The organism is Erwinia psidii (genome assembly GCF_003846135.1).
Taxonomy (GTDB): Bacteria; Pseudomonadota; Gammaproteobacteria; order Enterobacterales; family Enterobacteriaceae; genus Erwinia; species Erwinia psidii.
The window spans coordinates 73,967-94,988 of sequence record NZ_RHHM01000003.1; the positions used below are offsets into that span (position 1 = coordinate 73,967).

Annotated in this window: 29 protein-coding genes; 5 read left to right on the forward strand and 24 right to left on the reverse strand. The window is 54.2% G+C overall.

All coding sequences use genetic code 11. The annotated features are described in order from the left end of the window. Positions 1 to 48: 48 nt before the first annotated feature. The 15 genes from EB241_RS04905 to EB241_RS04970 all read right to left on the reverse strand — a co-directional run bounded on the left by EB241_RS04905 (position 49) and on the right by EB241_RS04970 (position 10,069). Positions 49 to 375: a DUF2590 family protein gene (locus EB241_RS04905; RefSeq protein ID WP_124232101.1), complete on the reverse strand. Its 327-nt coding sequence runs from the start codon at positions 373 to 375 to the stop codon at positions 49 to 51. Continuing rightward, the gene (locus EB241_RS04910) at positions 372 to 2,291 is read right to left on the reverse strand and encodes a phage tail tape measure protein (protein ID WP_124232102.1); all 1,920 of its coding nucleotides are present in this window, start codon (positions 2,289 to 2,291) and stop codon (positions 372 to 374) included. Before EB241_RS04910 ends, EB241_RS04905 begins: the two co-directional genes overlap by 4 nt. Continuing rightward, a complete protein-coding gene (locus tag EB241_RS21055; protein ID WP_199737317.1) occupies positions 2,291 to 2,455 on the reverse strand; it encodes a DUF6890 family protein in 165 nt (54 codons plus the stop codon). Before EB241_RS21055 ends, EB241_RS04910 begins: the two co-directional genes overlap by 1 nt. 44 nt (positions 2,456 to 2,499) lie before the next feature. Further along, on the reverse strand, positions 2,500 to 2,769 hold the full coding sequence (locus tag EB241_RS04915; RefSeq protein ID WP_124232103.1) for a putative phage tail assembly chaperone: 270 nt from the start codon (positions 2,767 to 2,769) through the stop codon (positions 2,500 to 2,502). A gap of 102 nt (positions 2,770 to 2,871) precedes the next feature. Next, a complete protein-coding gene (locus tag EB241_RS04920) occupies positions 2,872 to 3,249 on the reverse strand; it encodes a hypothetical protein (protein ID WP_124232104.1) in 378 nt (125 codons plus the stop codon). Continuing rightward, positions 3,249 to 3,587: a M15 family metallopeptidase gene (locus EB241_RS04925; protein WP_124232105.1), complete on the reverse strand. Its 339-nt coding sequence runs from the start codon at positions 3,585 to 3,587 to the stop codon at positions 3,249 to 3,251. Before EB241_RS04925 ends, EB241_RS04920 begins: the two co-directional genes overlap by 1 nt. Before the next feature lie 3 nt (positions 3,588 to 3,590). Further along, positions 3,591 to 3,875 (reverse strand): phage holin family protein, encoded by a 285-nt coding sequence (locus EB241_RS04930; protein WP_124232106.1) that lies wholly within the window; start codon positions 3,873 to 3,875, stop codon positions 3,591 to 3,593. Between the two features lie 4 nt (positions 3,876 to 3,879). Further along, positions 3,880 to 4,335, reverse strand: coding sequence for a phage protein (locus EB241_RS04935; RefSeq protein ID WP_199737308.1), 456 nt, complete (start codon positions 4,333 to 4,335; stop codon positions 3,880 to 3,882). Next, the gene (locus EB241_RS04940) at positions 4,332 to 5,468 is read right to left on the reverse strand and encodes a DUF2586 domain-containing protein (RefSeq protein WP_124232108.1); all 1,137 of its coding nucleotides are present in this window, start codon (positions 5,466 to 5,468) and stop codon (positions 4,332 to 4,334) included. The genes EB241_RS04935 and EB241_RS04940 overlap by 4 nt, the downstream gene beginning before the upstream one ends. Continuing rightward, positions 5,468 to 6,211: a hypothetical protein gene (locus EB241_RS04945; protein WP_407644254.1), complete on the reverse strand. Its 744-nt coding sequence runs from the start codon at positions 6,209 to 6,211 to the stop codon at positions 5,468 to 5,470. The genes EB241_RS04940 and EB241_RS04945 overlap by 1 nt, the downstream gene beginning before the upstream one ends. Beyond that, the gene (locus tag EB241_RS04950) at positions 6,162 to 6,662 is read right to left on the reverse strand and encodes a phage tail protein (protein WP_124232109.1); all 501 of its coding nucleotides are present in this window, start codon (positions 6,660 to 6,662) and stop codon (positions 6,162 to 6,164) included. Before EB241_RS04950 ends, EB241_RS04945 begins: the two co-directional genes overlap by 50 nt. Next, on the reverse strand, positions 6,659 to 7,132 hold the full coding sequence (locus tag EB241_RS04955) for a head completion/stabilization protein (protein WP_124232110.1): 474 nt from the start codon (positions 7,130 to 7,132) through the stop codon (positions 6,659 to 6,661). Before EB241_RS04955 ends, EB241_RS04950 begins: the two co-directional genes overlap by 4 nt. Before the next feature lie 100 nt (positions 7,133 to 7,232). After that, positions 7,233 to 7,937 carry a phage terminase small subunit gene (gene gpM / locus EB241_RS04960; RefSeq protein ID WP_124232111.1) on the reverse strand — a complete coding sequence of 235 codons (705 nt, stop codon included), beginning with the start codon at positions 7,935 to 7,937 and terminating at the stop codon, positions 7,233 to 7,235. Positions 7,938 to 7,939: 2 nt separating this feature from the next. After that, positions 7,940 to 8,959: a phage major capsid protein, P2 family gene (locus EB241_RS04965; RefSeq protein WP_124232112.1), complete on the reverse strand. Its 1,020-nt coding sequence runs from the start codon at positions 8,957 to 8,959 to the stop codon at positions 7,940 to 7,942. A gap of 39 nt (positions 8,960 to 8,998) precedes the next feature. After that, the gene (locus EB241_RS04970) at positions 8,999 to 10,069 is read right to left on the reverse strand and encodes a GPO family capsid scaffolding protein (RefSeq protein WP_124232113.1); all 1,071 of its coding nucleotides are present in this window, start codon (positions 10,067 to 10,069) and stop codon (positions 8,999 to 9,001) included. Positions 10,070 to 10,226: 157 nt separating this feature from the next. On the opposite strand from EB241_RS04970, the gene EB241_RS04975 reads away from it, so the two are divergent. Genes EB241_RS04975 through EB241_RS04985 form a run of 3 tightly spaced genes read left to right on the forward strand, consistent with a single transcriptional unit; the run spans position 10,227 to position 13,398 of the window. After that, positions 10,227 to 12,038: a terminase large subunit domain-containing protein gene (locus EB241_RS04975; protein ID WP_124232114.1), complete on the forward strand. Its 1,812-nt coding sequence runs from the start codon at positions 10,227 to 10,229 to the stop codon at positions 12,036 to 12,038. Then, positions 12,035 to 13,075, forward strand: coding sequence for a phage portal protein (locus tag EB241_RS04980; RefSeq protein WP_124232115.1), 1,041 nt, complete (start codon positions 12,035 to 12,037; stop codon positions 13,073 to 13,075). The genes EB241_RS04975 and EB241_RS04980 overlap by 4 nt, the downstream gene beginning before the upstream one ends. Beyond that, positions 13,072 to 13,398, forward strand: coding sequence for an ogr/Delta-like zinc finger family protein (locus EB241_RS04985; protein ID WP_124232116.1), 327 nt, complete (start codon positions 13,072 to 13,074; stop codon positions 13,396 to 13,398). Before EB241_RS04980 ends, EB241_RS04985 begins: the two co-directional genes overlap by 4 nt. An 88-nt stretch (positions 13,399 to 13,486) precedes the next feature. On the opposite strand, the gene EB241_RS04990 is transcribed toward EB241_RS04985, so the two are convergent. The 8 genes from EB241_RS04990 to EB241_RS05025 all read right to left on the reverse strand — a co-directional run bounded on the left by EB241_RS04990 (position 13,487) and on the right by EB241_RS05025 (position 19,890). Further along, positions 13,487 to 13,723 (reverse strand): hypothetical protein, encoded by a 237-nt coding sequence (locus EB241_RS04990; RefSeq protein WP_124232117.1) that lies wholly within the window; start codon positions 13,721 to 13,723, stop codon positions 13,487 to 13,489. Positions 13,724 to 13,995: 272 nt separating this feature from the next. Continuing rightward, positions 13,996 to 16,638, reverse strand: coding sequence for a replication endonuclease (locus EB241_RS04995; protein ID WP_124232118.1), 2,643 nt, complete (start codon positions 16,636 to 16,638; stop codon positions 13,996 to 13,998). Next, positions 16,635 to 17,669: a DNA cytosine methyltransferase gene (locus EB241_RS05000; protein WP_407644255.1), complete on the reverse strand. Its 1,035-nt coding sequence runs from the start codon at positions 17,667 to 17,669 to the stop codon at positions 16,635 to 16,637. The genes EB241_RS04995 and EB241_RS05000 overlap by 4 nt, the downstream gene beginning before the upstream one ends. Continuing rightward, on the reverse strand, positions 17,666 to 17,911 hold the full coding sequence (locus EB241_RS05005; protein WP_124232119.1) for a hypothetical protein: 246 nt from the start codon (positions 17,909 to 17,911) through the stop codon (positions 17,666 to 17,668). Before EB241_RS05005 ends, EB241_RS05000 begins: the two co-directional genes overlap by 4 nt. Next, positions 17,904 to 18,746, reverse strand: coding sequence for a DNA adenine methylase (locus tag EB241_RS05010; RefSeq protein WP_124232120.1), 843 nt, complete (start codon positions 18,744 to 18,746; stop codon positions 17,904 to 17,906). The genes EB241_RS05005 and EB241_RS05010 overlap by 8 nt, the downstream gene beginning before the upstream one ends. Continuing rightward, entirely contained in the window at positions 18,743 to 19,288 is a 546-nt protein-coding gene (locus tag EB241_RS05015; RefSeq protein ID WP_124232121.1) for a hypothetical protein, read from the reverse strand. The genes EB241_RS05010 and EB241_RS05015 overlap by 4 nt, the downstream gene beginning before the upstream one ends. A gap of 68 nt (positions 19,289 to 19,356) precedes the next feature. Beyond that, positions 19,357 to 19,662, reverse strand: coding sequence for a DUF5347 family protein (locus tag EB241_RS05020; RefSeq protein WP_124232122.1), 306 nt, complete (start codon positions 19,660 to 19,662; stop codon positions 19,357 to 19,359). 12 nt (positions 19,663 to 19,674) lie between these two features. Then, positions 19,675 to 19,890 carry a phage filamentation protein Fil family protein gene (locus tag EB241_RS05025; protein ID WP_124232123.1) on the reverse strand — a complete coding sequence of 72 codons (216 nt, stop codon included), beginning with the start codon at positions 19,888 to 19,890 and terminating at the stop codon, positions 19,675 to 19,677. Between the two features lie 79 nt (positions 19,891 to 19,969). Between EB241_RS05025 and EB241_RS05030 the strand changes: the two genes are divergently transcribed. Beyond that, positions 19,970 to 20,185, forward strand: coding sequence for a hypothetical protein (locus EB241_RS05030; protein WP_124232124.1), 216 nt, complete (start codon positions 19,970 to 19,972; stop codon positions 20,183 to 20,185). Positions 20,186 to 20,290: 105 nt separating this feature from the next. Here EB241_RS05030 and EB241_RS05035 read toward each other — a convergent pair whose 3' ends face one another. Further along, complete coding sequence (locus tag EB241_RS05035; RefSeq protein ID WP_124232125.1) at positions 20,291 to 20,566, reverse strand: Cox family DNA-binding protein; 276 nt, start codon at positions 20,564 to 20,566, stop codon at positions 20,291 to 20,293. A gap of 116 nt (positions 20,567 to 20,682) precedes the next feature. Here EB241_RS05035 and EB241_RS05040 point away from each other — a divergent pair, with 116 nt between their 5' ends. Continuing rightward, positions 20,683 to 20,982 carry a helix-turn-helix domain-containing protein gene (locus EB241_RS05040; RefSeq protein ID WP_124232126.1) on the forward strand — a complete coding sequence of 100 codons (300 nt, stop codon included), beginning with the start codon at positions 20,683 to 20,685 and terminating at the stop codon, positions 20,980 to 20,982. The last annotated feature ends 40 nt before the right edge of the window (positions 20,983 to 21,022 follow it).

The following is a 21,022-nucleotide window of genomic DNA, read 5'->3' on the forward strand; positions in this document are numbered from 1 at the left end:
TTGCCTCATAATCCGGCGCGGGTTTATTTTCCGACACTGTTCACCTCTTTATGCGTCCACCGACGTGGACAGGGAGCCAAACTCCCATGTGTCCGCCGTCACAAACCATTCCCCGTTGCCCCCGTCGGTGATGCTGACGGTGCCCGGCACGATGCGGTTATCAGTTTCAACCAGTAATTCAGTCTGCATCAGAATATCGGCACGCAGCGGCGGGCTGCGCTCCGCTATAAGCTCTTTCACTATCCCGGCTTCAATAATGCGGTGAACCACGTCCTGGGCAATGCTGATACGGTTGCTGCACAGCTGCGGTTCGTTGCCGGAATCCAGCGTAAAACTGCCGTCGGTTATCAGCAGATCGATATATTTTTCACTCATCCGGCGGCCAGCTCCTGTGATTCCATCAATGCGTCAAACGTTTCCCGGTTCTGCGGATACACATTAACCGTGCCGATGGTGTTGTTTTTGCTGTTGTCGGTAACCTTCCCGGCTCCGCCTGTGATCGCTTTACCCAGGCCGCCGCGCTCAAGTAACGGCGCACTCAGCCCGGCAGGCGCGGCCAGACCCGCCGTCGTGGGCGCATCAGCGCCGACGGGCTTCAGGTCAATATTGACTCCGGGGATTTTGTTAAGACGGGTCACAATCCAGTTATACGTCCGGCCAAATGACTGCATCAGCGTGTCCCACAGTCCGCTAAAAACGTTGCTGATATCATCAGCAAAACCCGCAAATGCCTGCACCGGGGACAGTCCGGTAAACCAGTTAACCACCATTGCCCAGCCCAGTTTTACCGACTGCCAGACGTCAGAGAACACCCCGCCCAGCGCGGTGACCTGCTCAGACACCCACTGAAACGCGGCACTGTCCAGCAGCGCGGCGGTCAGCACTTTCCAGTGCGTGACGGCATACCAGATGCCCGCCGCCAGTAGCGCTATCCCGGCAATGATCAGCGTGACCGGACTCATTAACAGCTGCATACTCAGCCCGGCCAGCAGTACGGCAACGCGCAGAATGCGCAGCGCAACGGTAAATGCAATGATTGCAGTCCGCGCCACTTTCCAGATACCGACCAGCCCTATCCAGATAAATTTTGATACGCCAATAACGATATTAGCCACCGCACCCGCCGCGCCCAGGCTCAGCACAGCCAGGGTGATATAGCCGATCCAGCGGCCAATATTGGGAAACATATCAAGCCATTTCGCAAACGTTTCACCCGCCCGGATACCGTAATTAATCAGTGGGCTGATGGCCGGCATCAGGCGCATACCGACGGCCACCCTGACACGCTCCCAGACTTTATCCACCCGTTCCCAGATGTTTGCCATTTTCATCGCCATTTCAGTGGCCCGGTCCAGCCCCTGGATGTTGCCCATGTCGCGCATATGTTTACGCAGCGCGTCGGCCTGGCCCCATGCGGCGGTGAGCGCCTTTGCTCCTTCGCCAAATGCATTGTTGAGTACGGTCTGGGCCTTGACGCTGCCCTCAATCGTACTGCCAAATTTTGCCTGTAATTTTTGGAGAATATCGGGGAACGCAAGCAATTTTCCCTGGCTGTCAGTGAGGCTTACGCCCAGCTGCCTGCCGCCTGCCACGGCATTTTTCAGAAACGCGGCGTACTGACCGCCCGCCGCAGTGCCGCTGGTTTTGCTCAGCATTCCCAGCACTGACAGCTGTTCATTCATGCCGACGCCGGCACCGCCCGCAGCGGCACCCGCCGTTTTTACCATCCCACGGATTTCATCTAAAGAACGGCCAAAATTCGCAGTCATGTACGCCGCTTTACCGGCCATCATTTCCGCAAACGGCACGTTACCCATCTCATTAACGGTCGAGCGCCAGTGATTTTCCATTTCACCGATATATGACGCCGACTGTTCAGCGCTGGATTTTGTCGCCACGGCCAGGGTGTTAATCGCCACCGCCGCACGGGGCAGATCACGGTCAGTGAGTCCGGCCAGTTCATTTTTGATTGCCACCCCCGACGCGATAAAATCAGCGGCGGATTTGCCAAACCGGGTACTGAACCGCTGTGCGGACAGGTACATTGCATCCAGCCCGGCGGGGTCTACGTTGTGCGTTGCCAGCTCATTGAGCGCCTGCTGAACGCGATCAGCCGGGCCAAGCAATCCTTTCACACCCTGTACCACGCCCCACAGCCCGGCCGCGCCGACGCCGATATTTTTAAACGCGGCGCGGGACTGGCGGGCGAAACTCTTCACGCTCTGCTGTGCCCTGCCAAGCGGGGCGCTGAGGTTGTTTTTCAGACTGAGGAGAAAAGAAAGCTCTTTCATCAGCGATTTCCGTTAAACGCAAATGCAATCCCGGCAGCGACGCTGTTAACGTTCGCCTCCTGAAAATATTCTGCCAGCCAGGCGGCGCGGGCCAGGTTCATGACGCTGTCCGCCGGTTCGTCACCGTCAGCGGGTGACGGCAACCAGTGACGCCGCAGCGTCACCAGCTGTTCATAGTGACTGGCCCGGATATGCGCCGTCAGCTGGCTTATGCCTTTACTTCAATCTCTACCGTCGGCGCGTAGAGTTCATTGATTTTTTTGGCAACCTGAGCACCCAGCCCCGGCATTAAAAGAAGCCGCGCCAGCGCGTCGCGTGACTCAGGTACAACAATGCGTTTCAAATAGGTTGCAACCGCCCCGACGATATCTTCATCGCGGGCGGACTCATTCAGGCACTTATTGTAAGCCTGCAATGTCGGGGCAAACTGCACGTCAGTGCCGCCAATAGTCAGCGTTATCACGTTTTTTTCACTCATTTCATTATGTCCTGTCGTTTCTCAATGTCGGTGATCAGCTGGTTGTGCCGCGCGGCACAGCTGACATAGAGCGCGCGCCAGTCGCGCAGCGCCAGATCGAAATCATTTCCCGTCGGTCCGGCCAGGCGTGGCAGTACCGACGGGCAACGCACCAGAGCCGCCGCCGGATAACGCACGGGCGGCGGCGTCTGTGGTTTCGTTGAACAGCTGCACATACTCATCAGTAGCGCAGACGTTACGAAAAACCGGTTTAATGGTTTCAGTATGAATAACCCGTTCAGTGTGAATTTCATTACCGTGCAGCTCCGTCAGTTTTGCATCCAGCGCCGCCGCCGACTCAGCGGAGACGCCCTGGATCAGGCCGCGCAGCTCGTCACGGTATTCAGCCTCTCGCTGTGCCTCTGCTGCCTGACCGACGGTCATAATCCACGCCCCCGCCGCCGCGCCGAGGATAAATATACCGGCCGCCCGCGCAATCATCAGCGCACCCCGTTGTGCTCTAAACTGAAATGGTTTCCGTCCGGTTGTTTAAACCGGCCGCCCCAGCTGCCGCCGATGCTCTCCCAGTACTCCCCCAGGGGTAGGTAGGCGGCGCTGTCTGTCCGATACTCACCGTTAATAAACAGATTAAAATCCACCGCCAGGCGCTGCGTATGCAAACTCCTGGCGATACCGCGACCGTTTTTCGCATTCAGCGCGGCCTGTTCAGCGGTCCTGTACGCTTCGCCAAACGTGAGCCGGTATCCGCATTCATCGGCACGGAAAATCAGCTTTGCCACCATGACGGAAAAAACCGCCTGTTTTTCACTCAGTGTCATGCGTCAGTCCTTATGTTTTCCAAGGCGGCTCTTAACCGCCGCTTCTATCGCCGTGTGACCGGCAATACCCAGCGCACAGGCCACGCCAATTACGGCCAGTTCGGGAATATCCTCAAACTGCAACAGCAACACTCCCGCAACCAGCGCCACCGCCGATCCCAGAATGATCCGCCCCAGCGCCAGACGTAACGTGATACGCTCATTACTGACCAGCACCTGGCCGATGCCGATTACCGCACCGATCAGGATCAGTTTTGTAAACAGGGATGACGTTTCACCGCTCTGCATAACATCACCCAATCAGATCGCGCACGTCGTCGGTGGACAGCACCGGTACACCGTCGATATGCACAAAATCAGGATCGGTCACTATATATTTGATTTTGTGACTACCGGTTTCGCCGCCTTTCGGATCGAAACTAAGCGGCGAGGTGAGGATTAATTTGCAGCCAAATGCCTGTACCGTTAATTCCTCATCGCCGGTATTTGCATAAAACAGGATGTCAGTGGTGGGCATTGCCCGCCAGCTGCCCGCACTGCGTGCAATCGCGCCGATTTTCTGAAAGTTTCTGGTGTCAACCTCCAGTTCTCCTTCGGCGGCCACATCTCCGCTTACGTGCCCGTCAGGGACTCCGCGCGTTTGTGCAGCGGCGGTGTTATCTGTTATATCCAGCGAAATAGCTTTTACGTGAATCAGCTCCGTACCGAGCGTAATATCAAAATCCATTCCCCCGATTCGTGCGGTCATGATGTGCTCTCCGTAATTGAGTCATCCAGGGTAATGCCCACAGTAATGGATTTGGGGCTGGCATAGGGGCGCACTGTCAGGTAAATGGCCACAGTTTTACTGTCAGACCAGACAATACTGACATCATCAGATTCAGGGGTTTTCACTTCGCCGGGGAATGTCACCCCGCTGATTTGCGTTGTTTTTGCCATGTTGCGCAGGGTTTTTGTGAAATATGTTTTATGCGCTGCAATACTTGCCGGGGTGCTGTTAAGCGACCGATCGGCAATTTTGGCAATCGCCTGGATGCGCACGCGTCGCGCCACTTTATCAACAATGCGGATATATTCGATGACGGGATAATCGCCGCCAGTTACGTCCAGCGTTAATCCGTCTGACCAGTACATGCCCTCATAATCGGTGTACCACATCGGCACGGAACAGCGCATGTCATGCAGCTGGCGCAGCTGGGCCAGCGTCAGCTCTGCGCCATCGGAGTCAGTCGGTAAATCGGCACTCAGCCCCAGCAGCGCGCCGGTTTTGACACGGGCGGGGCTGTCAGCGATGGTCACGCCGCGGTTACACAGACGACCGGCCAGTGCCCCCGCTTCATTGCCCCAGAGCAGCGGAACAACCTGAACACCTGCGGCGGCCACGCCAGTGACCTGAGATGTGACGCCCTCAAACCAGTCGTCCCAGGCGACCGGCGGTGTTCCGCCGGGATTGGGTGAGGCCAGGGTCAGAATAAACCAGACCCAGCGGCCAATTTTTGCAATCAGTCGCTCCCGCAGCGCCTGCCACGCCAGGATCTGCGCCTTCAGGGCGTGAGTGACGACAACCACGCCTTCAACTGATATCAGATCCTGAACCTGTTCAACGTGTTCCGGCCATTTGTCCACATCAACGGACGGCGCAATCAGCAAAGCATACGCCTGCCAGTTCTGACCTGCATTCAGCTGCGCGGCCAGCACGTTCTCACGCAGATCGGTTTTGGCGGCGGCGAGCACTGTGGCGATATCTGATTGTGAATTCAGCGCAATCAGATCGCCGTCACCGCTGGCTGCGGTGCCGACAAAAAGAAGCGTCCGCTCAACTTCGTTAATCGTGCCCTGGCGCTGGTTCAGCTGGTTAATTGTTACACTGGGCCATGTCATTATTGTTTTCCTCGTATGTCCTGCGCCCTGACGTTCCAGCCAAAATTGATCGCCTGAAGCTGCCGTGCCAGGATCTGATTAAATTCATCATCGCTGACGCCGAGAAACACGCGGGCGGGCAAATCAATCTGCCAGCGGGTTTTCAGCGGTTTTCCGCGCAGTTTTTTAATTAACAACCCGGCCTGAGCGCGGCTTAGCGTTTCAGTGATCTGCCGGGCAGTCGGTTTTATCCATTTGTCGCCCCGGCGCATTTTGTAACCCAGCGTGCGCAGGCGCTTAGCCTGTCGCAGCAATGCGGACTGGCCGGACTGGTCGGGGCGGGGAGCGCTGCCCGCGTTCATCTGTACTGACGAACCGCTCTGATGCACCGCGCCGATCAGACCGGCAGAAACCGGGCCGCTGGCGTTGCGGTAATGTCCGCCCTTCAGATAGATACGTACCGCCTCAATTTCTGGCATTTCCCTTACGTGCAGCAGCTTTGGCAGCTGGCGCAGCATTTTACCCCGGCCGCGTTTACGCGCCGGCCAGTGCTGGCCGTCCGACGTCATCTGCTGGCGCTGATGGCGTTTTGCGGCGACGATGATCCCCAGTTTTGCAATGCGCCACAGCAGGCGCTGCCGCTGTTTTGGTTTCAGTTCCAGCGCGGAGAGCATTTCACGCAGCTGTCTTTGCTGGCGTTTATCCAGCCCGCCGTCAATTTTCATCGTCATCACCCAGCGGGGCACCGGTTTGATCGGACGCATACAGCCATCCGGTTTCTGCCGTCCAGGTTTCCGGCTGTGCAAGCCTCCAGCGGTGGCCGCTGAGCGGTATTTCCCCGCCGTCGTCAGGCGTAATTGTGATCTCGTCAGCCAGTTCGATGACTATCGACAGCGATCCGGTCTGCTCATCATCAAACTCAATATCAACAGTCGGCTCACCCAGCGTGAGGGCGTCATACAGCGCGTTGCGGTACGCATCCATCCACGCAAACAACAGTGCATAGACCAGCGCGGGCGGACAGAGACGATACGGGAAACGATCCCAGCTCAGCGCCGCGTTATAGCGGAAAACGCCGACACGCCGCTGACCGAGGCCCAGCGCTTTGACCGCGTAAATCAGCCTCGCGTCCTCAATGGCGCTCTCAAAAAACTGCATGGCGCGCGGCGGCATATGCTCAGACAAAAACCCTGTCAGGCTCTCTATCTGGCTCATATGCGGTACACCCCGGCCCGCGGATAGCCCTTGATATTGCGCAGCACCAGCGCCGCTTCTGCCAGCAGGGTTTCGCGGGTTTCCGCACTCTCCTGTCCGGGATGTGTTTCACGCCGTCCTATCGCCGGGAATTCGCCCAGCAGATCGGCTTTTGCGCGGGCGTAAACTGCTTTTTTGTACTGCGCGGTCAGCTGGTTTTCACCGTCCATCTTTGCCCCCGGCACCGCCAGCGCGGTGGCATAGCCCGCAGCCTGTTTAGCGCTGACTACGGCGGCCAGATCGCTGTTGATTTCTGCCACCGCCGCCAGTACGGCGCGCCCGGCGGTGTCTGCCGGCAGATCTGGCGGAATGGTGCGTGACTGCTGAAACTCCATTACGTTCAGATCGGGCCAGAATGGTTCGCCGTTTGTCACCGGCACGTCGTTGTAATGAATGGAACGCCCGCTGAAACCTAATGCTGGTGCTGTCATCTGCCCCCCTGAATAAAATGGCGGGCTGACTGGTTTCCAAGGCTGGTGAAATCAACGATTTCAACACCTCCACCACGCCCGCCGGCACTGCGGTAGCCTGTCATGCGGCGGTTAATGAACGGATGCGGGCGGCGATGCGCTCACGGGCCGTTTTAACCCCAACCTGATTGTTAAATGCATGGGCCTGCGCCAACAGCGCGTCGGCCTGTTCCAGCACAGTCACATCCTCTACAGCCGTGGGCCGTGGTTCGCCATTCTCATCACGTAGCAGATTCAACCCGGCAAACTTGAACCATTTGGCGTTTATCTCTTCATGCAGACGCCATTTCGTGCGGATATTTTCAAATGTCCGGCTGAAATACGGCTCAATGCTGTGTCCCAGCGCGGCCTGATTTTCTGACCAGGCGAGTACGGTATCAGCGACAAATGCCGCCATGTTGGATTTGAAATTTTCCGGCGTGCTCTGACCCTGGCTGATGGCCGTATCCGCCCAGTCCAGTGCCTGGTCATAACTGCCGGTATCAAACAGCCAGATGATGCAGTAGACAAAAACCGGATTGGCGAACACCCGATCCCCGGCCAGATACTGTTCAGCAACCGGCTGCCATTTGGGCAGCAGCACGTCGCGTTTCAGCTCCACCCTGTCGGCTGTCACCTCCAGCGCCCGTAGCCGGGCAATGTCGGCTTCCAGCTCACGCAGTTGCACATGCAGGCTGACGGGGCTGTCAGCCACCGGTGTACGGTTGTTTATCGCCTGTTCCGCCCGGATGCGGGCGCGGTGTCGCTGGCAGGGTGTCAGTGCCATGATTATTCCTCCGCCGTTTCAGCCGTTTCCGGCAGCGTGATTTTCTCGTAGGCGGCATACAACACGTCGTGCTCCACGGCGTAGCCCTCCATGCGCAGGTAGTTATTTTCAAATCGTTTCCGGTCGTCCACCCATTCAGCCTTACGCTTGCGGGTGCCGCGCTGGGTATAGATATGCAGGTTAGACAGCGTGGTGACAATCAGACGGCCTTCAGGCATAAACGGCGGCGTGTAGGCGGTGCGCCCGGCAATTTCGCGGTTAATCAGCTGTGCCGCGACTTTTTCGGTAGGACGGTCAATGCGGTTCATCATGCTAGTTGCATCAGCGGCAATCAGATCGGCTGACACCAGTACCACCAGGCGCGGATCGTTTCGGTAGGGTTCGAAAATACAGGTGTGGATCAGGTCGGTTGCGGCAGCGTCCAGCGAAACAAAATCCGCCCCGCTGCCAAGGCGATCCAGCGTCACGCCGTCAGTGATAATCTGCTCAGGGGTGCGGGATTTGACAATCTGATGCCAGCCAATATTGACGTCCTGACCGAGCGGGTTAGCCTCCGGATCGGTATCCTTCGCCGCTTCAATACCGTTGAATGCCACCCGTAGAATGTCCAGCGCGAATGACTCATTGCTGAACGCCTGAATACGCTGAAAAAATTCGTCCTCACTTCCGGCGTTAGCCCAGACGACCAACAGGGCATATTCCAGGTATGATCCGGAATCCGTCTCATACAGGCGATATTCATTACCGTCCACGCCCATTTTTCGGCCAAAACGACCGTCAGATTTTCGCCCGGTGAACAGACCGGGGTTACCGGTGTTGACTACCTGCCCCTGAATTTGATCGACATCCATCATGTTGACCAGGCGTAAAAACTCAGACTGCTGCAACAGCGCGTCACGTAGCTGGATTTCACGCGGATCGGTCAGCCCGAAAAACTTTGAGGTGTCCGGCACGCCATATGACTGGGCAAGGCCCGCCGTGTATTTGCGGATCAGCGCCTCCGCCCTCGGTGTTAATTGCATATTATTTTTTTCCGTGTCAGTTAATTAACGGTTCGCCAGTTACAGAAAACTGAACGGTTTCTGGCTGTCAGCCGGTCCGTTGCCTGGCAGAGGCGTTTTGGCCGCGCTCAGCGTGTTGAATTTCTCCAGAATGACGTTCATCTCCGCCCTGATAGCAGAAAAATCTTCTCCGGCAGCGGGCGCAGAACGGCCATTGCCGTGCGCACTCAGATGTGTGCGGCGGTGCCGTCGGGAGCGTGACCGGGCGTCATTCCCGCCAGCAGCAAATTTTTTCATCAGCGCGGCCATACGGGTTTTAGCGGCGGTAAACTCTGCGGCGATAACTTCATCCTCCGGTTTTTCCGCCACCTCTGCGGCGATTTCTGCCACCTCGTCGGCCACCTCTGCAATTTCCTCCGCCAGGCTGCTGACGTCGGCGGCGGCCTCTGCCGGGGTATCGGCCTTGCCGTCACCGCTGGCCGTTTTTTCCAGCGCATCCAGCCGCACCAGCATTTTTTCGATCAGTTCGCGTAGTTCATCCATCTGTTTTGTATCCTCGCCCTCTGGGGGCCGTTGAGTTTCAGGACTGGCCGCAAATTGTTTTTTGCGGGCGCTGAACAGTCGCCCCCATAACGACGACTGATTTTTTTTCAGTGTTCCGAGGCTGAACGTTTCAACACTGCCGCGTGCACCCTCGTATTGTTGATTGTCGAAAATAAATTCTATTTTCTGCGTTCCGAGGCTGGCGGGAATATCGGTAACGGCCAGCCCAAATAAATAGGTCCGCCCCGTTCCGGCGAAATTTTCCCAGAACTCAGCCGAGGTAAATAATTTCTGCCGCATCTGATTGGCATCAATTAAAAACTGATTGGGTATCAGCCGGGCATAGAGTTTTGTTACGTCCTTTTCATCAACCGCCTTTAATTCGTCCACCTCTCCGAGATTACAGGTAAATTCCCGTTCACCCAGTTCAAACTGGGGATGATGCGGCCAGATCATGGCGGTGTAAGTATCGCGGCTGTAATCCTCTGCCGCCTGGTGCAGCCATTCCGGCAGAACAGGACGCCCGTCAACCGCTGTGCCCGATGTTGCAATACACAGCCAGTCAGTTGTTATAGTTGCCTGCGGCATATTCAGCCCTGAATAAATTAAATATGGGCTTTATTATTCACTGACAGCAAAAAGGTGCATCCGGTTTATATCGGATGCATTCGGTTATTCATGTATAAACACCCACAACCGATATTTAATTTTAATACATACTCAAACCACCCCGCATAATAGCGGCATGGCAAAATATACCGACGAAAAAAAAGAGGCGGCCCGCGCATTATTTATTAAACGCTGGACACCAAAAGAAATTGCGGGGGAATTATCGATCCCGGTTCGCACCCTCTATCACTGGTCAGATAAATACCGGTGGGCCTCCCTGTTGCCGCTGGAGTCGGTCGAGGAAACCATTGCCCGGCGCATCGGGCAACTGTCATTGCGAGAGAAAAAAACCGCGCTGGAACTTGAGGAACTGAGGGATCTGGTTACTCAGCACGTCAAACTGATGGCTCAGCGCAATAAGCACGCCGAAAAAATGGCTGAGCTTCAGGCCCGTAACGTAGTGACGCAAGGTGACAACTGGTCAGGCCCCGATGGAAATAACGGGGGCGAACGCAGGCGCCGGTATAAAAAAAATGATGTGTCCGGCATCACGGCTGAAATGCTGGACCAGGCCGCCAGGGATCATTTGTTTGACTACCAGCTGCACTGCCGGGACAACAAAACACAGGATTTCCGTTTTCTGCTGAAATCCCGTCAGGTGGGATTTACCTATTACTGCGCGTGGGAGGCGTTTGAGGACGCCGTTATAAGCGGCGATAACCAGGTGTTTTTCTCCGCCTCACGCGCCCAGAGCGAGATTTTCCGGGAGTATATCGTCCAGATAGCACAGAAACATTTCGGCGTGACGCTGACCGGTGGGGACATTCGTCTGAGCAACGGCGCGGTGCTGCGTTTTCTCTCAACTAATGCCAACACCTCACAGGGCTATAACGGCCATCTGTACGGTGACGAGGTATTCTGGATACCGAAATTTGCGCGTCTGCATGAAGTGGCGTCCGCGATGGCGACACACAGCAAATTCCGCACTACCTACCTGTCAACACCCAGCGCCAAAACACATCAGGCATATCCGGTCTGGACCGGCACAGCGTGGCGCGGCGACGATCCGAAACGTAAAAACGTCGTATTCCCGAAACTCAGCGAACTGCGTGACGGTGGTCGCCTCTGCCCGGATGGCATCTGGCGCTATGTCATCACGATGGAGGATGCGATTACCGGCGGTCTGGGGGTGCTGGTCGATATTGAACGCCTGCGCAACAAATACAGCGAGACCGCGTTTGCCATGCTGTTTATGTGTGAGTTTGTGGACAGTAAAGACGCGGTATTTAAATTCTCTGACCTGACGCGTTGTGAGACAGACGCAGCCATGTGGCAGGACTATGACCCCACCGCACTACGCCCCTTTGGTAACCGTGAGGTATGGGCGGGATTCGACCCGTCACGCAGCGGGGATAATTCCACCTTTGTGATTGTTGCGCCGCCAGTCTACGAGGGCGAACGATTCCGGGTGCTTGCCGTTTACCACTGGCAGGGTCTGAATTTCAGCTGGCAGGCGGAACAGATTAAGCAGCTGATGAAGCGTTACAACATGACGTATATCGGCATTGACGTAACCGGCATTGGCCGGGGCGTTTATGACCTGGTGTCACGGTTCGCACCACGCGAGGCCACACCGATCCTCTACAGCGTGGAGAGCAAAAACCGTCTGGTGCTGAAGATGATTGATGTTGTTGAACGCCAGCGCATTAACTGGAGCAAAGACGCCTGCGACGAGGTCAGCAAAGCGCGCGCTGAAATCATCCCCAGTTTTATGGCGATACGCCGCACGGTCACAACCAGCGGCAACGCAATGACGTTTGTTGCGGAACGCTCTGAAACCACCGGGCACGCTGACGTGTTTTTCGCCATCTCTCACGCGGTGATCAATGAACCGCTCGACTATGAACATGACCGCCCCAGCCTGTGGGCATTTGGAAAAGCCGCATGAAAAAAAGCAAAAAATCCCCGCCGGTAAAGGCGCATCAGTTTACCCCCGGACGGGGCAGCGTGATCACATTCGGGGAGCCAGAACCCATACTGACTACCGGCACGGACTATCACAATATCTGGTATGACAACGATTTCGATCACTGGAGGCTGCCGATTGACCGCCTGTCGCTCTCCCAGCTGCCCAACCTCAACGGTCAGCATGGCGGCGTTATCTATGCCCGGCGCAACATGGTGACCAGCGGCTACCTGGGCGGCGGGCTGGCATCTGATGCGATTGACGCTGCGGTGTTTGATTACCTGCTGTTTGGTGACGTGGCACTGCTAAAGGTGCGCAATTTCTGGAATGAGGTGGTTTCATTGCACCCGCTCCCCTCGCTCTACCTGCGCCGGCGCAAAAATGATGATTTTGTGATATTGCAGGAGGGGGAACCGCTGGTTTACACACCGCAGGATATCATTTTTCTGAAACAGTACGACCCGCGCCAGCAGGTTTACGGACTTCCTGATTATATTGGCGGCATTCATTCCGTGTTACTCAACAGTGAATCAACCATTTTCCGTCGCCGTTACTATCATAACGGCGCGCATATGGGTTTTATCCTTTACGCCAACGATCCCAACATATCCACGGAGGTGGAGGAGGAAATCAAAAATAAAATTGAGCAGTCAAAGGGCGTCGGAAATTTCACCAATATGTTTATCTCAATACCGAAAGGTGCGCCGGAAGGGGTGAAATTGATTCCAGTCGGGGAGGTCAGCGCAAAAGACGAGTTCGCCAACGTCAAGAGCATCACCGCCCAGGATATTTTAACCGCGCACCGCTTCCCGGCGGGCCTGGCCGGAATTATCCCGACCAACAGCGCCGGGCTGGGCAACCCCGAAACGGCGCGATCCACCTATCGGAAAGATGAGGTGATCCCGCTACAGCGCAAAATCATGAACGCGGTGAACAATGACCCGGAGATCCCCGCCAGTCTGCACCTGATATTTGATTTGAAACAACCAACAAATACGCCGGAACAGGGGGAAATATGAACAAAAAAAGGCTAAAATCCGCTGATTATGTTGCCTTGGCCTGCGGAGTCCTGAATATGCGCGTATTTAAAATCAACTGTCCTGAATGTGCCGCCCCGGCGATTATCAGAAAAACCAACTGGCAGGATAAACGCCTGGCCGATTTGTACTGCGGTTGTACTGACGTGGAATGCGGTCATACATTTGTGTTTAAAGCAGAGTATTCACATTCGCTCAGTCCCAGCGGGCTGACCGGCAACAGGCTGGTTAAGGCGCTGATTGAGCGTCTGAGGCCGGAAGAACGCCAGATTGCTTTAGACCTGCTACAGGGCCAGCCCGGATAACAGAAACCCCGCAAACGCGGGGTTTTTAGTACACAGGGCTATCATAGCAGAACCCCCCCGCCGCGATGGGGAGAGGGTTATATTTTGATTAACGGACGCTTCTCAGCGGTTCAACCAGCGCACCGCCATGCAACATCTTACAGCTCTTAAGGGCAACCGAAATATCCGCATTGATATAATCAATCAGGGTCGCCACGCTGACGGCTGGCAGTGCGTCGCCGCTGTATTCATCATAAGATGTCATAAGATTTGAAAGCAGGCTGGCAGCCGCGCTGGCGCGGTTCAGGCGGTCAATGGCGTCTTCTTCAATAAGATGGGTGTACATAATGATTGCTCCATTTCCTTGGGTCAATCACAACGCCTGAAGGTCTCAATCTAAAGGGGTGGTGAGCTGGCGAGGTTGAGACTACCGGGACGGAGCGCAAACCGGCGCAGCTTTCGCCGCCCCCGCCAGCCCACCATATTTGGGGTGAGTCTGGTTTACACACAAAAAAAACCGCATAAGCGCGGCTGTGCGCATCGTCTTGTCCGGGGTCTCAATCCCGGCAGCGGATTTTGCCGCTGCGGAACAACCATAACCCCGGAAAATGTCGCCTGTCAATCATCACTCTCTTTTTCTGGCGGCACCACCACGCGCCGTTGCGACTCTGAATATTTTCTTTCCGCTTCCGCTATCAGGGCCGCATGATCAGGATACAAACTGAATACAGGACGCGCTTTCACCACTGGCAGCGGCCCTTCCGGTGGCTTAACCGGGAATAATACCGGATCAGGATCACTGTCTGCCGGGGAGCCTGGTCCGGGGCGCTGCTTAATTTTTTCAGCCTGCTCAGTCCGTTCCTCCCAACCCGACTCACTGTAATAACGCCAGTGCTGATACTCAGCCTCGCGTTCATCTTCATCGCCATAACGCCCGGACATAAATTTTTCCCTCATCTTTTCGGTGCATTTCACGCACCAGCCATCATGCGCCGTTAAAAGATCCTGTTTCGTCAGTTCAGCAGAACACCCCGGAGCCTGGCAATAACGGGTCGTTCGCTTAACAGACAGTTCGCCGGATACTGTGATGCGAAGAACCCCTTCTTCATAAGGCACACATGATCCCCGCCGTAGCGCCAGCAGCTCCTCATCCGAGTTAATGCCCAGCCTGTCCAGATCGCGTCGTAATTTATCCGTTAAAGGTGGCGGCTCTGGCGGCCGGCGTTCTTTTTTAACAATACCCCCCCTTCCTGTACTCCGTTTTCGTATCCGGCCCAGCAGATCCCGGCGTTCCTGGCGGGTCATCTGGTTGTAATCGCCTTCAAATGGAGCCGCCGCCCGCTCGCTACAATCAGCCGGCGTACAGTTATTGACAGAACTCCAAGGCGGCGCGGCTACGCGCCCTGGGTCAAAAGCCAGGTCAAGATCAACCCCCTCGCTTTTAGCTCTGGGCACGATTTTGTAAGTGGTGGTGCGCGTATAAATGAGTGAATCCGGCCCCGCCACTGGTGCCCAGACACCGGCCACGCGGGCGACGTCGTCACCGTATACGTTGCCGTTTTCAGAAATTTCATAATTGAGGCGGACGGGAATAGCGGCGCGGGTTACCAGCGGGCCGCCCTGGGCCATAACATAAGCTCCCCACTCGCCAGCGTCTGCGGCTTCATGCACGGGACCGATTTCAGGATGCAGGCACAGATCACGGTCACGCAGGCGGCGCAGTTCGCGGTATACGGTCACCGGTGCGCCGCCTATCTGCTGAAACTGACGGATGCGCCAGCGCGAAGCCCACGCGCTGACACGGCGCGCGGTATCTTTTAGTGACTCGCCGGTTTCGTCGTCCGTCTCGTCGTCCAGCGCGTACCCGTCAATATTTTTTGAAATATATTTAGCAATGTAGCCAGTGGCGCTGCCCAGACTTTGATCGATGGGTTTTGCCTGAAACCTGGCCTCCAGCGCCTGCGGCGTCAGTAACTCTTCTGAATCCTCCAGGCGGGCGTGATAACAAAAAATATCGCGGGCGTTCTCAACATGTTCCGGGCGCATGAACAGCAACAGATGCCAGTGCGGTGTACCGTCATGGTGCGGTTCGGTTACACGAAATCCGAAAACACGAATACCGACGCGACGCCAGGCGGCACGAACGCGTGCCCATATCTTGCAGAGATAGCGCTGGGTATCACGGGGAGATACTGCGCCAGCTGTCCATTTGTCATTACGTCGACCGCTGGTATGTACGGCATGAAAACGCGACGGCGCGGTAAGAGTGTAAAACTCACCGGCCAGCCCCATTTCGTTGGCTATGTCCTCAAATCCGCGCTGGCGCGTCATCAATTCCCGCCGGCGATTTGCAGGATTGGCAACGCTCTTGTTTACCTTGTCTTCAAGTGGCGTCCGCTCTCCGGTGTCCTGGTCCTCAAGCTCCATCGCTTTCAGGTATTCACGGTTGGATTTCTTTTGCGCTCGCCATTCTTTCAGCGTCGGCTCACTACAGTAAGACGCTGATTTTTTGTGAACGTAACCCGCTGCGATTTGCAGGTGTTCCCGCCACTGGTCGTGGACGCGGCGCAGGCGGCGCAGCCACCACGCGGGCGATTCCAGCCGGGACGCACACCTCAGTGCGTCGGAGTCCGTCAGTTCCTCATTGCAGTACGTGCCCCAGCCTGGGGCAAACATGTTGAGATGGGAAACCAGCCATGCCGCACGGCCGTAAGCACAGATGACAGAAAACGACAGATCGCTGGTTTCGTAATAGTAATGCTTCTGATAATTGATAAATTCGCCGGTGACGAGATCGGCCAGCCGGTGCGCCAGGCGTTTCAGCTGGCGGCGGCCACACCACGGCAGCCGGTTGTAATCCTGGGCAAATTCTCCGAATGCCAGCGGCAGAATGTCCAGCCGGTAACGGGCGTTAACATTATCAATGCGCGGCAAAATATATTGTTCAAATGTGCCGGTCAGCCAGGCACCGGCGCGTGTCGCACCTTCCGTGCGGGTGAGATCGTCAACACGCCGGGCATACCAGCTGCGTATTGAGTGAGGCAGTTTACTGAGGCGACGGCGGGCACGGCGGACGGGATCGACAGGCTCTTTAGACAGGCAGAGATCAAAGGCCCAGTCGGCAATCGGCGGCTCTGCTGCAATAGTGCCGACTGCCTCGCGGGGCTGATTCCACCACCACACCCCGGCGGCTTCAGGAGATTTACCGGGGTATGGCGGTGGGGGGGATGGGGCGTAACGACCACGGGTGACCGTGGTCATTGTGTACTGTCCAGATATGCAGTTATGAACGCTTCCGCGACCGGCGCAACGATGGCGTTACCGTAGGCGCGCAGCTGGCCCACGCGTCCGGCAAACCCATCAACCAGCGGCTTAATTCCGGGTTTAACTGGCCTCCACTTTCCATCATGGCAAAAGAGCCAGTCAGCAGATCCCCAGAAACCGCTAACCGCATTGAGCAGGTCAGCCGCGCCGCGCCGCCCAGAGTTGTGCCCCTTGATGGGTGGTTTGCAGCCGCTCCCATCCCTGCAACCTGATTGTTGTCTATCGTTGTTGGTGTTGGCCAGCCCGCGAGTTGTGCCGTCACATCCAACCGATCCGTTGAAATCTTCCCGTTGCGAATTCTGCCGCCCACATAGCCGCCCTTCCCATCCGTAGCTGTCGGGGTGTTCCAGCCCGCCAGACAGGCAAAGTCCTGTAGGTTCGATTGCCGCCCCGCTAACATTCTGGCTATAACCTTCTGAGGGTCCTGATAGGCGTTTTTGACATTGCTCGCGGTCGGCGTCGGCCACCCAGAAAAGACGCTGCCGGATGTGCGGAGCACCGAAGCCCGCAGCGCATAGATCAAAAGCCGCAAAGGCGTATTCCGCGTTTTCCATGTTATTTTGTACATCGTCGAGCCAGTCGAGGCCGTCAGTGCCTGCAACCTGTTCGCCAAAGATAACATCAGGCTGGCACTCCGATATAAGACGAAACCACACGGGGAAGAAGTGGCGCTCATCGTTTTTCCCCTGCCGCTTACCGCAGGCGCTGAAAGGCTGGCAGGGGCATGAACCTGTCCAGACGGGGCGATTATCGGGCCATCCTGCACAGCGCAGGGCGTAAGACCAGACACCGATCCCGGCGAAGAAGTGACACTGTGTGAATCCTTTGACGTCATCCGGGGTTACCTCAGTTATTGAGCGTTCATCCACAACGCCGGGCGCAATATGCCCGGCATCAATCAGGTTACGCAGCCACTGGGCTGCGAATGGATCAAACTCGTTGTAATAAGCAGTGCCTGTTTTCATCATTTATCCCCGGCTATCCGGCGATAAATTTCATGAGCAGGGAATTTGCATGCGGCATATATAATCATTGCAACCGCTGCAAATATCCCAACAGGCCAGCAGAATGATAAAAAAAGGCAACCAATTGGCCCCAGTCTTTCATTATTTTTAAAAAGGCGATCAGCAACGCATAAAAAAAGGAATGTTACTAATGACATTACTATGCCAATCAGGGCTACCAGGCCTAAATCTATCCATTCACTCATTAAACACCCCCGCTTCCTGCATAATTTTGTATGTCGCATCGCCGCAACACGGGCCGCAGCCATCACAGACTTTCAAAACGCCAATCACCTCTTTTGCAACCCCGCGAGTTGTGGCATTCGCACCAACCGAGCGGTTAACGCTTAATTCATGAAGGTTGAAAGGCTTGTATATTTCGCGTGTTTCCGCTGTATCACTGTTAGAAATGATGACCGGTACACCAAACTTCTGATTTACGGCTATTAGTGATTCAACAACCGCGTCACGATCCGTTATTAATTGCAACGTGCGCTCAAATGAGGCACATAAAAAAATCGCCCTGGTATCGTTGGCCTTTTCTGAAAACTGGCGAATTTCAGTCTCAGGAAAGTAAGGGACTTTATATTTCCCGTAAGGCACATTAAAATCCCCGTCGATATTGTAACGGCACACCCCGTTAAAACAGTGTCGATTAAGGTATAAAAACACGGCCGCGCGCTCAGTCCAGTAAGATAACAAGCCACAGCGCAATGCGCCGTGATTGCTTTTTTCACCGGCCCTTGCCTGTGCGTTAAACGTCCAGCGGGTTGAATAATATGACTCACTGTTATTGCAATTTTTAAATAAATTACGCGCACAATAAATCAAATATTCAGGCTGGCGCTTGATAGAACGATAAAGATTAATCAGATCAATATTAATATCAGCCAGTATATAGCGGCGATATTCAGTATTAAGGAATACTGATGCCCCACCCACAAATGGCTCTATTAGCATTGATGCTTTAGGCAGGTGCGGCATTAAATCCGGCAGGACGCGGGTTTTACCCCCCGCCCATTTCAGGGGGGGACGGATCATTTTACCCCTCCGATTATTTCTCTCTGAATTTCAGCAGTGATACCGGCGCAAAAGCTGATGCATGCCAGCTGTAAATCAGACTTATGCGAACGCTCAAAATCAAGTTGCATTTCAAGCTCAGCGATGCACTGCTGTAACTCGCAGATTTCGCTATTTGGCACGGCGGCACCAAAAGGAATTTCGTCAAGCACCGCGTAATGCTGAAGCTCCTGTTCAAGTGACTGGATGATGATGACAGCATCAATATGTGACAGTATGTCAGGGTGTTCTGTATTACTACGATTATGAGCCTTGCCGATTTCGGTATTTAAAAGCGCCTGCGCGATTTCATCATAGGCCATTTCTTTTTCAGACAACTTATTTTGCAGCTGGTTACATTCATTTTTTAACACGCTTACACACATATCCATATTTAATATGGCATCGATCAGTTTCTTAAAATGTATGTATGCGCTTTCATCCGTCATCGCTTCAATACATGTTCTTAGCACACTGCTTTCGCACAGCGCCGTCGCATAGTGAATATCATAGTTTTTATTCATAGCACTTGCCTTTTTTAGATAACAGAAACCCCGGCACAATTAATTGCACCAGAAATCCACCTGTTAAATTAAATTTCGCTATCTGAATCCAGAAGCGCGGGCGGGATTGATTTAAACAACTCTCGCAAATCCCTTAACGAGCTAATCACTTGCTTACTTTCGTATTTTTCAAGTTCTTCAAATTTAAATTTATGTCGCAATTTAGGAATAGAGGCATAAAAATAAACTAATCCCCGGTGGCGTGACGATAGCCTGTTAATAAAGTCGCGGGTTAAATTACTCTCATATCTCGCACGCATTATTACAGTCATGCATTTCTGAGAATTAATAAGCCCCAGCTGTCTAATCCGTTCCGCATCAGATTGCCGTTGCATATTTTCACCTCATTAAGCAAATATCCCCATCAGCCGGGCGAACCAGCGACGATGCGGCCGGCATATAAACGGTTTGTTAAATCCATTGACGAACTGCACCTTAACGGCATCAGGCAGAAAGTAGCGCCCGTCCGGCGTTTCAATCCAACCGCGCGTGTGCTGGCGGTGCGTGATTTGCTGTCTGCTGACCAGCATTGCTGATAGTGATGGGCATTGTTGTGCGTACATAACCTATCCTGTGATATTGTTCCCTGCGGCAATGATCTGCAAATCTTGCCAACAGGAAATTATTTAAAAGGAGACATAAATGTCAAAAACAACGAACTATGTAGTTCCCTACATCCCATCAACCGGATGGGATATTTTAAAACTCAATACTCCCCGCATTATTGCAATTAACTTTGACCATTCAGAGCCAGTTCCCGCCGGGACATTCAGCGGGCTGAATCTGGAGCAGGCAAAGCAATTGCTGGTTGATCTCCAGATGCATGTTGATTATCTGGATAAGCTCGGTGAAAAATAGTCATATCCCCATTTAAATCAGATGGGTCAAAGTAAAATACGGGCTGTTGTTCTGTTACCTCATAGCGACGAGTGAACAGCGGCCCGTTAATTGTTACTGTACTTTTCATTGTGATTCCCCCAATCCCAGCCATCTTAGCCAACCCTCGCGGATCTCTTTCGGGCGGCATTCATATGCCAGTTTCATACCGCTATTCCAGGCTGGAAGGTAAATCCACACCTCCCCTGCCCTGCCAGATGTCGATTGGGGATCGGTCATCTCAACTATTGGCAGCTTTCCTTTTTCAATCATTCCCTTAACGGCAGCCGGCGTTTTACCAATCAACCTGGCGAACTCATGATATGGGACAGCGTCTGTAACAGATGTTATTAACCTGTTCATGTTTTACTCCTATGGTATTATCCAATTGCCTTTAGTGGCTATTAACTGCCAATAGTGTTATTTCACTATGGTAACTTTATTATCCTATAGGAGAATATTGCTCCGTAAGGAAAAACATGTCAATTGAAATTTCTGAGAAGCTTAAGCTAATGAGGGAGTCCGAGAGAATGAATAGAAGACAATTCAGTGATTTAACTAGTGTTGCCTATAGCTCACTTTCAAGCTACGAGAATGGAACCAAAAGTATGGGAGTAGAAGCAATCATGAAAATTTTAAAACACCCCAGATTCAGCAAATACACACTCTGGTTTATAGCGGATCAGATTTCCCCCGAAGCCGGTCAGATAGCACCGGCCCTCGCACACTGTGGGCAAGGAGAAACAAGCTCTCAGCAATCAGGGCAAAAGGCTGGTTAACTTTACATTTACTATATTTATCAGACACAAAGCGTTATCA

Excerpts from the sequence above, each read along its gene's own strand:
- EB241_RS04915 (WP_124232103.1), bottom strand. The coding sequence starts at position 2,769 with ATGAGTGAAAAAAACGTGATAACGCTGACTATTGGCGGCACTGACGTG.
- EB241_RS05005 (WP_124232119.1), bottom strand. The coding sequence starts at position 17,911 with ATGAGTGAATGGATAGATTTAGGCCTGGTAGCCCTGATTGGCATAGTA.
- EB241_RS04945 (WP_407644254.1), bottom strand. The coding sequence starts at position 6,211 with ATGCGTCCGATCAAACCGGTGCCCCGCTGGGTGATGACGATGAAAATT.
- EB241_RS04995 (WP_124232118.1), bottom strand. The coding sequence starts at position 16,638 with ATGACCACGGTCACCCGTGGTCGTTACGCCCCATCCCCCCCACCGCCA.
- EB241_RS05000 (WP_407644255.1), bottom strand. The coding sequence starts at position 17,669 with ATGATGAAAACAGGCACTGCTTATTACAACGAGTTTGATCCATTCGCA.
- EB241_RS04965 (WP_124232112.1), bottom strand. The coding sequence starts at position 8,959 with ATGCAATTAACACCGAGGGCGGAGGCGCTGATCCGCAAATACACGGCG.
- EB241_RS05020 (WP_124232122.1), bottom strand. The coding sequence starts at position 19,662 with ATGCAACGGCAATCTGATGCGGAACGGATTAGACAGCTGGGGCTTATT.
- EB241_RS05015 (WP_124232121.1), bottom strand. The coding sequence starts at position 19,288 with ATGAATAAAAACTATGATATTCACTATGCGACGGCGCTGTGCGAAAGC.
- EB241_RS05010 (WP_124232120.1), bottom strand. The coding sequence starts at position 18,746 with ATGATCCGTCCCCCCCTGAAATGGGCGGGGGGTAAAACCCGCGTCCTG.
- EB241_RS04920 (WP_124232104.1), bottom strand. The coding sequence starts at position 3,249 with ATGATTGCGCGGGCGGCCGGTATATTTATCCTCGGCGCGGCGGCGGGG.
- EB241_RS04970 (WP_124232113.1), bottom strand. The coding sequence starts at position 10,069 with ATGCCGCAGGCAACTATAACAACTGACTGGCTGTGTATTGCAACATCG.
- EB241_RS04975 (WP_124232114.1), top strand. The coding sequence starts at position 10,227 with ATGGCAAAATATACCGACGAAAAAAAAGAGGCGGCCCGCGCATTATTT.
- EB241_RS04980 (WP_124232115.1), top strand. The coding sequence starts at position 12,035 with ATGAAAAAAAGCAAAAAATCCCCGCCGGTAAAGGCGCATCAGTTTACC.
- EB241_RS04930 (WP_124232106.1), bottom strand. The coding sequence starts at position 3,875 with ATGCAGAGCGGTGAAACGTCATCCCTGTTTACAAAACTGATCCTGATC.
- EB241_RS04925 (WP_124232105.1), bottom strand. The coding sequence starts at position 3,587 with ATGACACTGAGTGAAAAACAGGCGGTTTTTTCCGTCATGGTGGCAAAG.
- gpM (WP_124232111.1), bottom strand. The coding sequence starts at position 7,937 with ATGGCACTGACACCCTGCCAGCGACACCGCGCCCGCATCCGGGCGGAA.
- EB241_RS05030 (WP_124232124.1), top strand. The coding sequence starts at position 19,970 with ATGTCAAAAACAACGAACTATGTAGTTCCCTACATCCCATCAACCGGA.
- EB241_RS04940 (WP_124232108.1), bottom strand. The coding sequence starts at position 5,468 with ATGACATGGCCCAGTGTAACAATTAACCAGCTGAACCAGCGCCAGGGC.
- EB241_RS04935 (WP_199737308.1), bottom strand. The coding sequence starts at position 4,335 with ATGACCGCACGAATCGGGGGAATGGATTTTGATATTACGCTCGGTACG.
- EB241_RS04985 (WP_124232116.1), top strand. The coding sequence starts at position 13,072 with ATGAACAAAAAAAGGCTAAAATCCGCTGATTATGTTGCCTTGGCCTGC.
- EB241_RS04955 (WP_124232110.1), bottom strand. The coding sequence starts at position 7,132 with ATGACAGCACCAGCATTAGGTTTCAGCGGGCGTTCCATTCATTACAAC.
- EB241_RS05040 (WP_124232126.1), top strand. The coding sequence starts at position 20,683 with ATGTCAATTGAAATTTCTGAGAAGCTTAAGCTAATGAGGGAGTCCGAG.
- EB241_RS05025 (WP_124232123.1), bottom strand. The coding sequence starts at position 19,890 with ATGTACGCACAACAATGCCCATCACTATCAGCAATGCTGGTCAGCAGA.
- EB241_RS04910 (WP_124232102.1), bottom strand. The coding sequence starts at position 2,291 with ATGAAAGAGCTTTCTTTTCTCCTCAGTCTGAAAAACAACCTCAGCGCC.
- EB241_RS04950 (WP_124232109.1), bottom strand. The coding sequence starts at position 6,662 with ATGAGCCAGATAGAGAGCCTGACAGGGTTTTTGTCTGAGCATATGCCG.
- EB241_RS05035 (WP_124232125.1), bottom strand. The coding sequence starts at position 20,566 with ATGAACAGGTTAATAACATCTGTTACAGACGCTGTCCCATATCATGAG.
- EB241_RS04905 (WP_124232101.1), bottom strand. The coding sequence starts at position 375 with ATGAGTGAAAAATATATCGATCTGCTGATAACCGACGGCAGTTTTACG.
- EB241_RS04990 (WP_124232117.1), bottom strand. The coding sequence starts at position 13,723 with ATGTACACCCATCTTATTGAAGAAGACGCCATTGACCGCCTGAACCGC.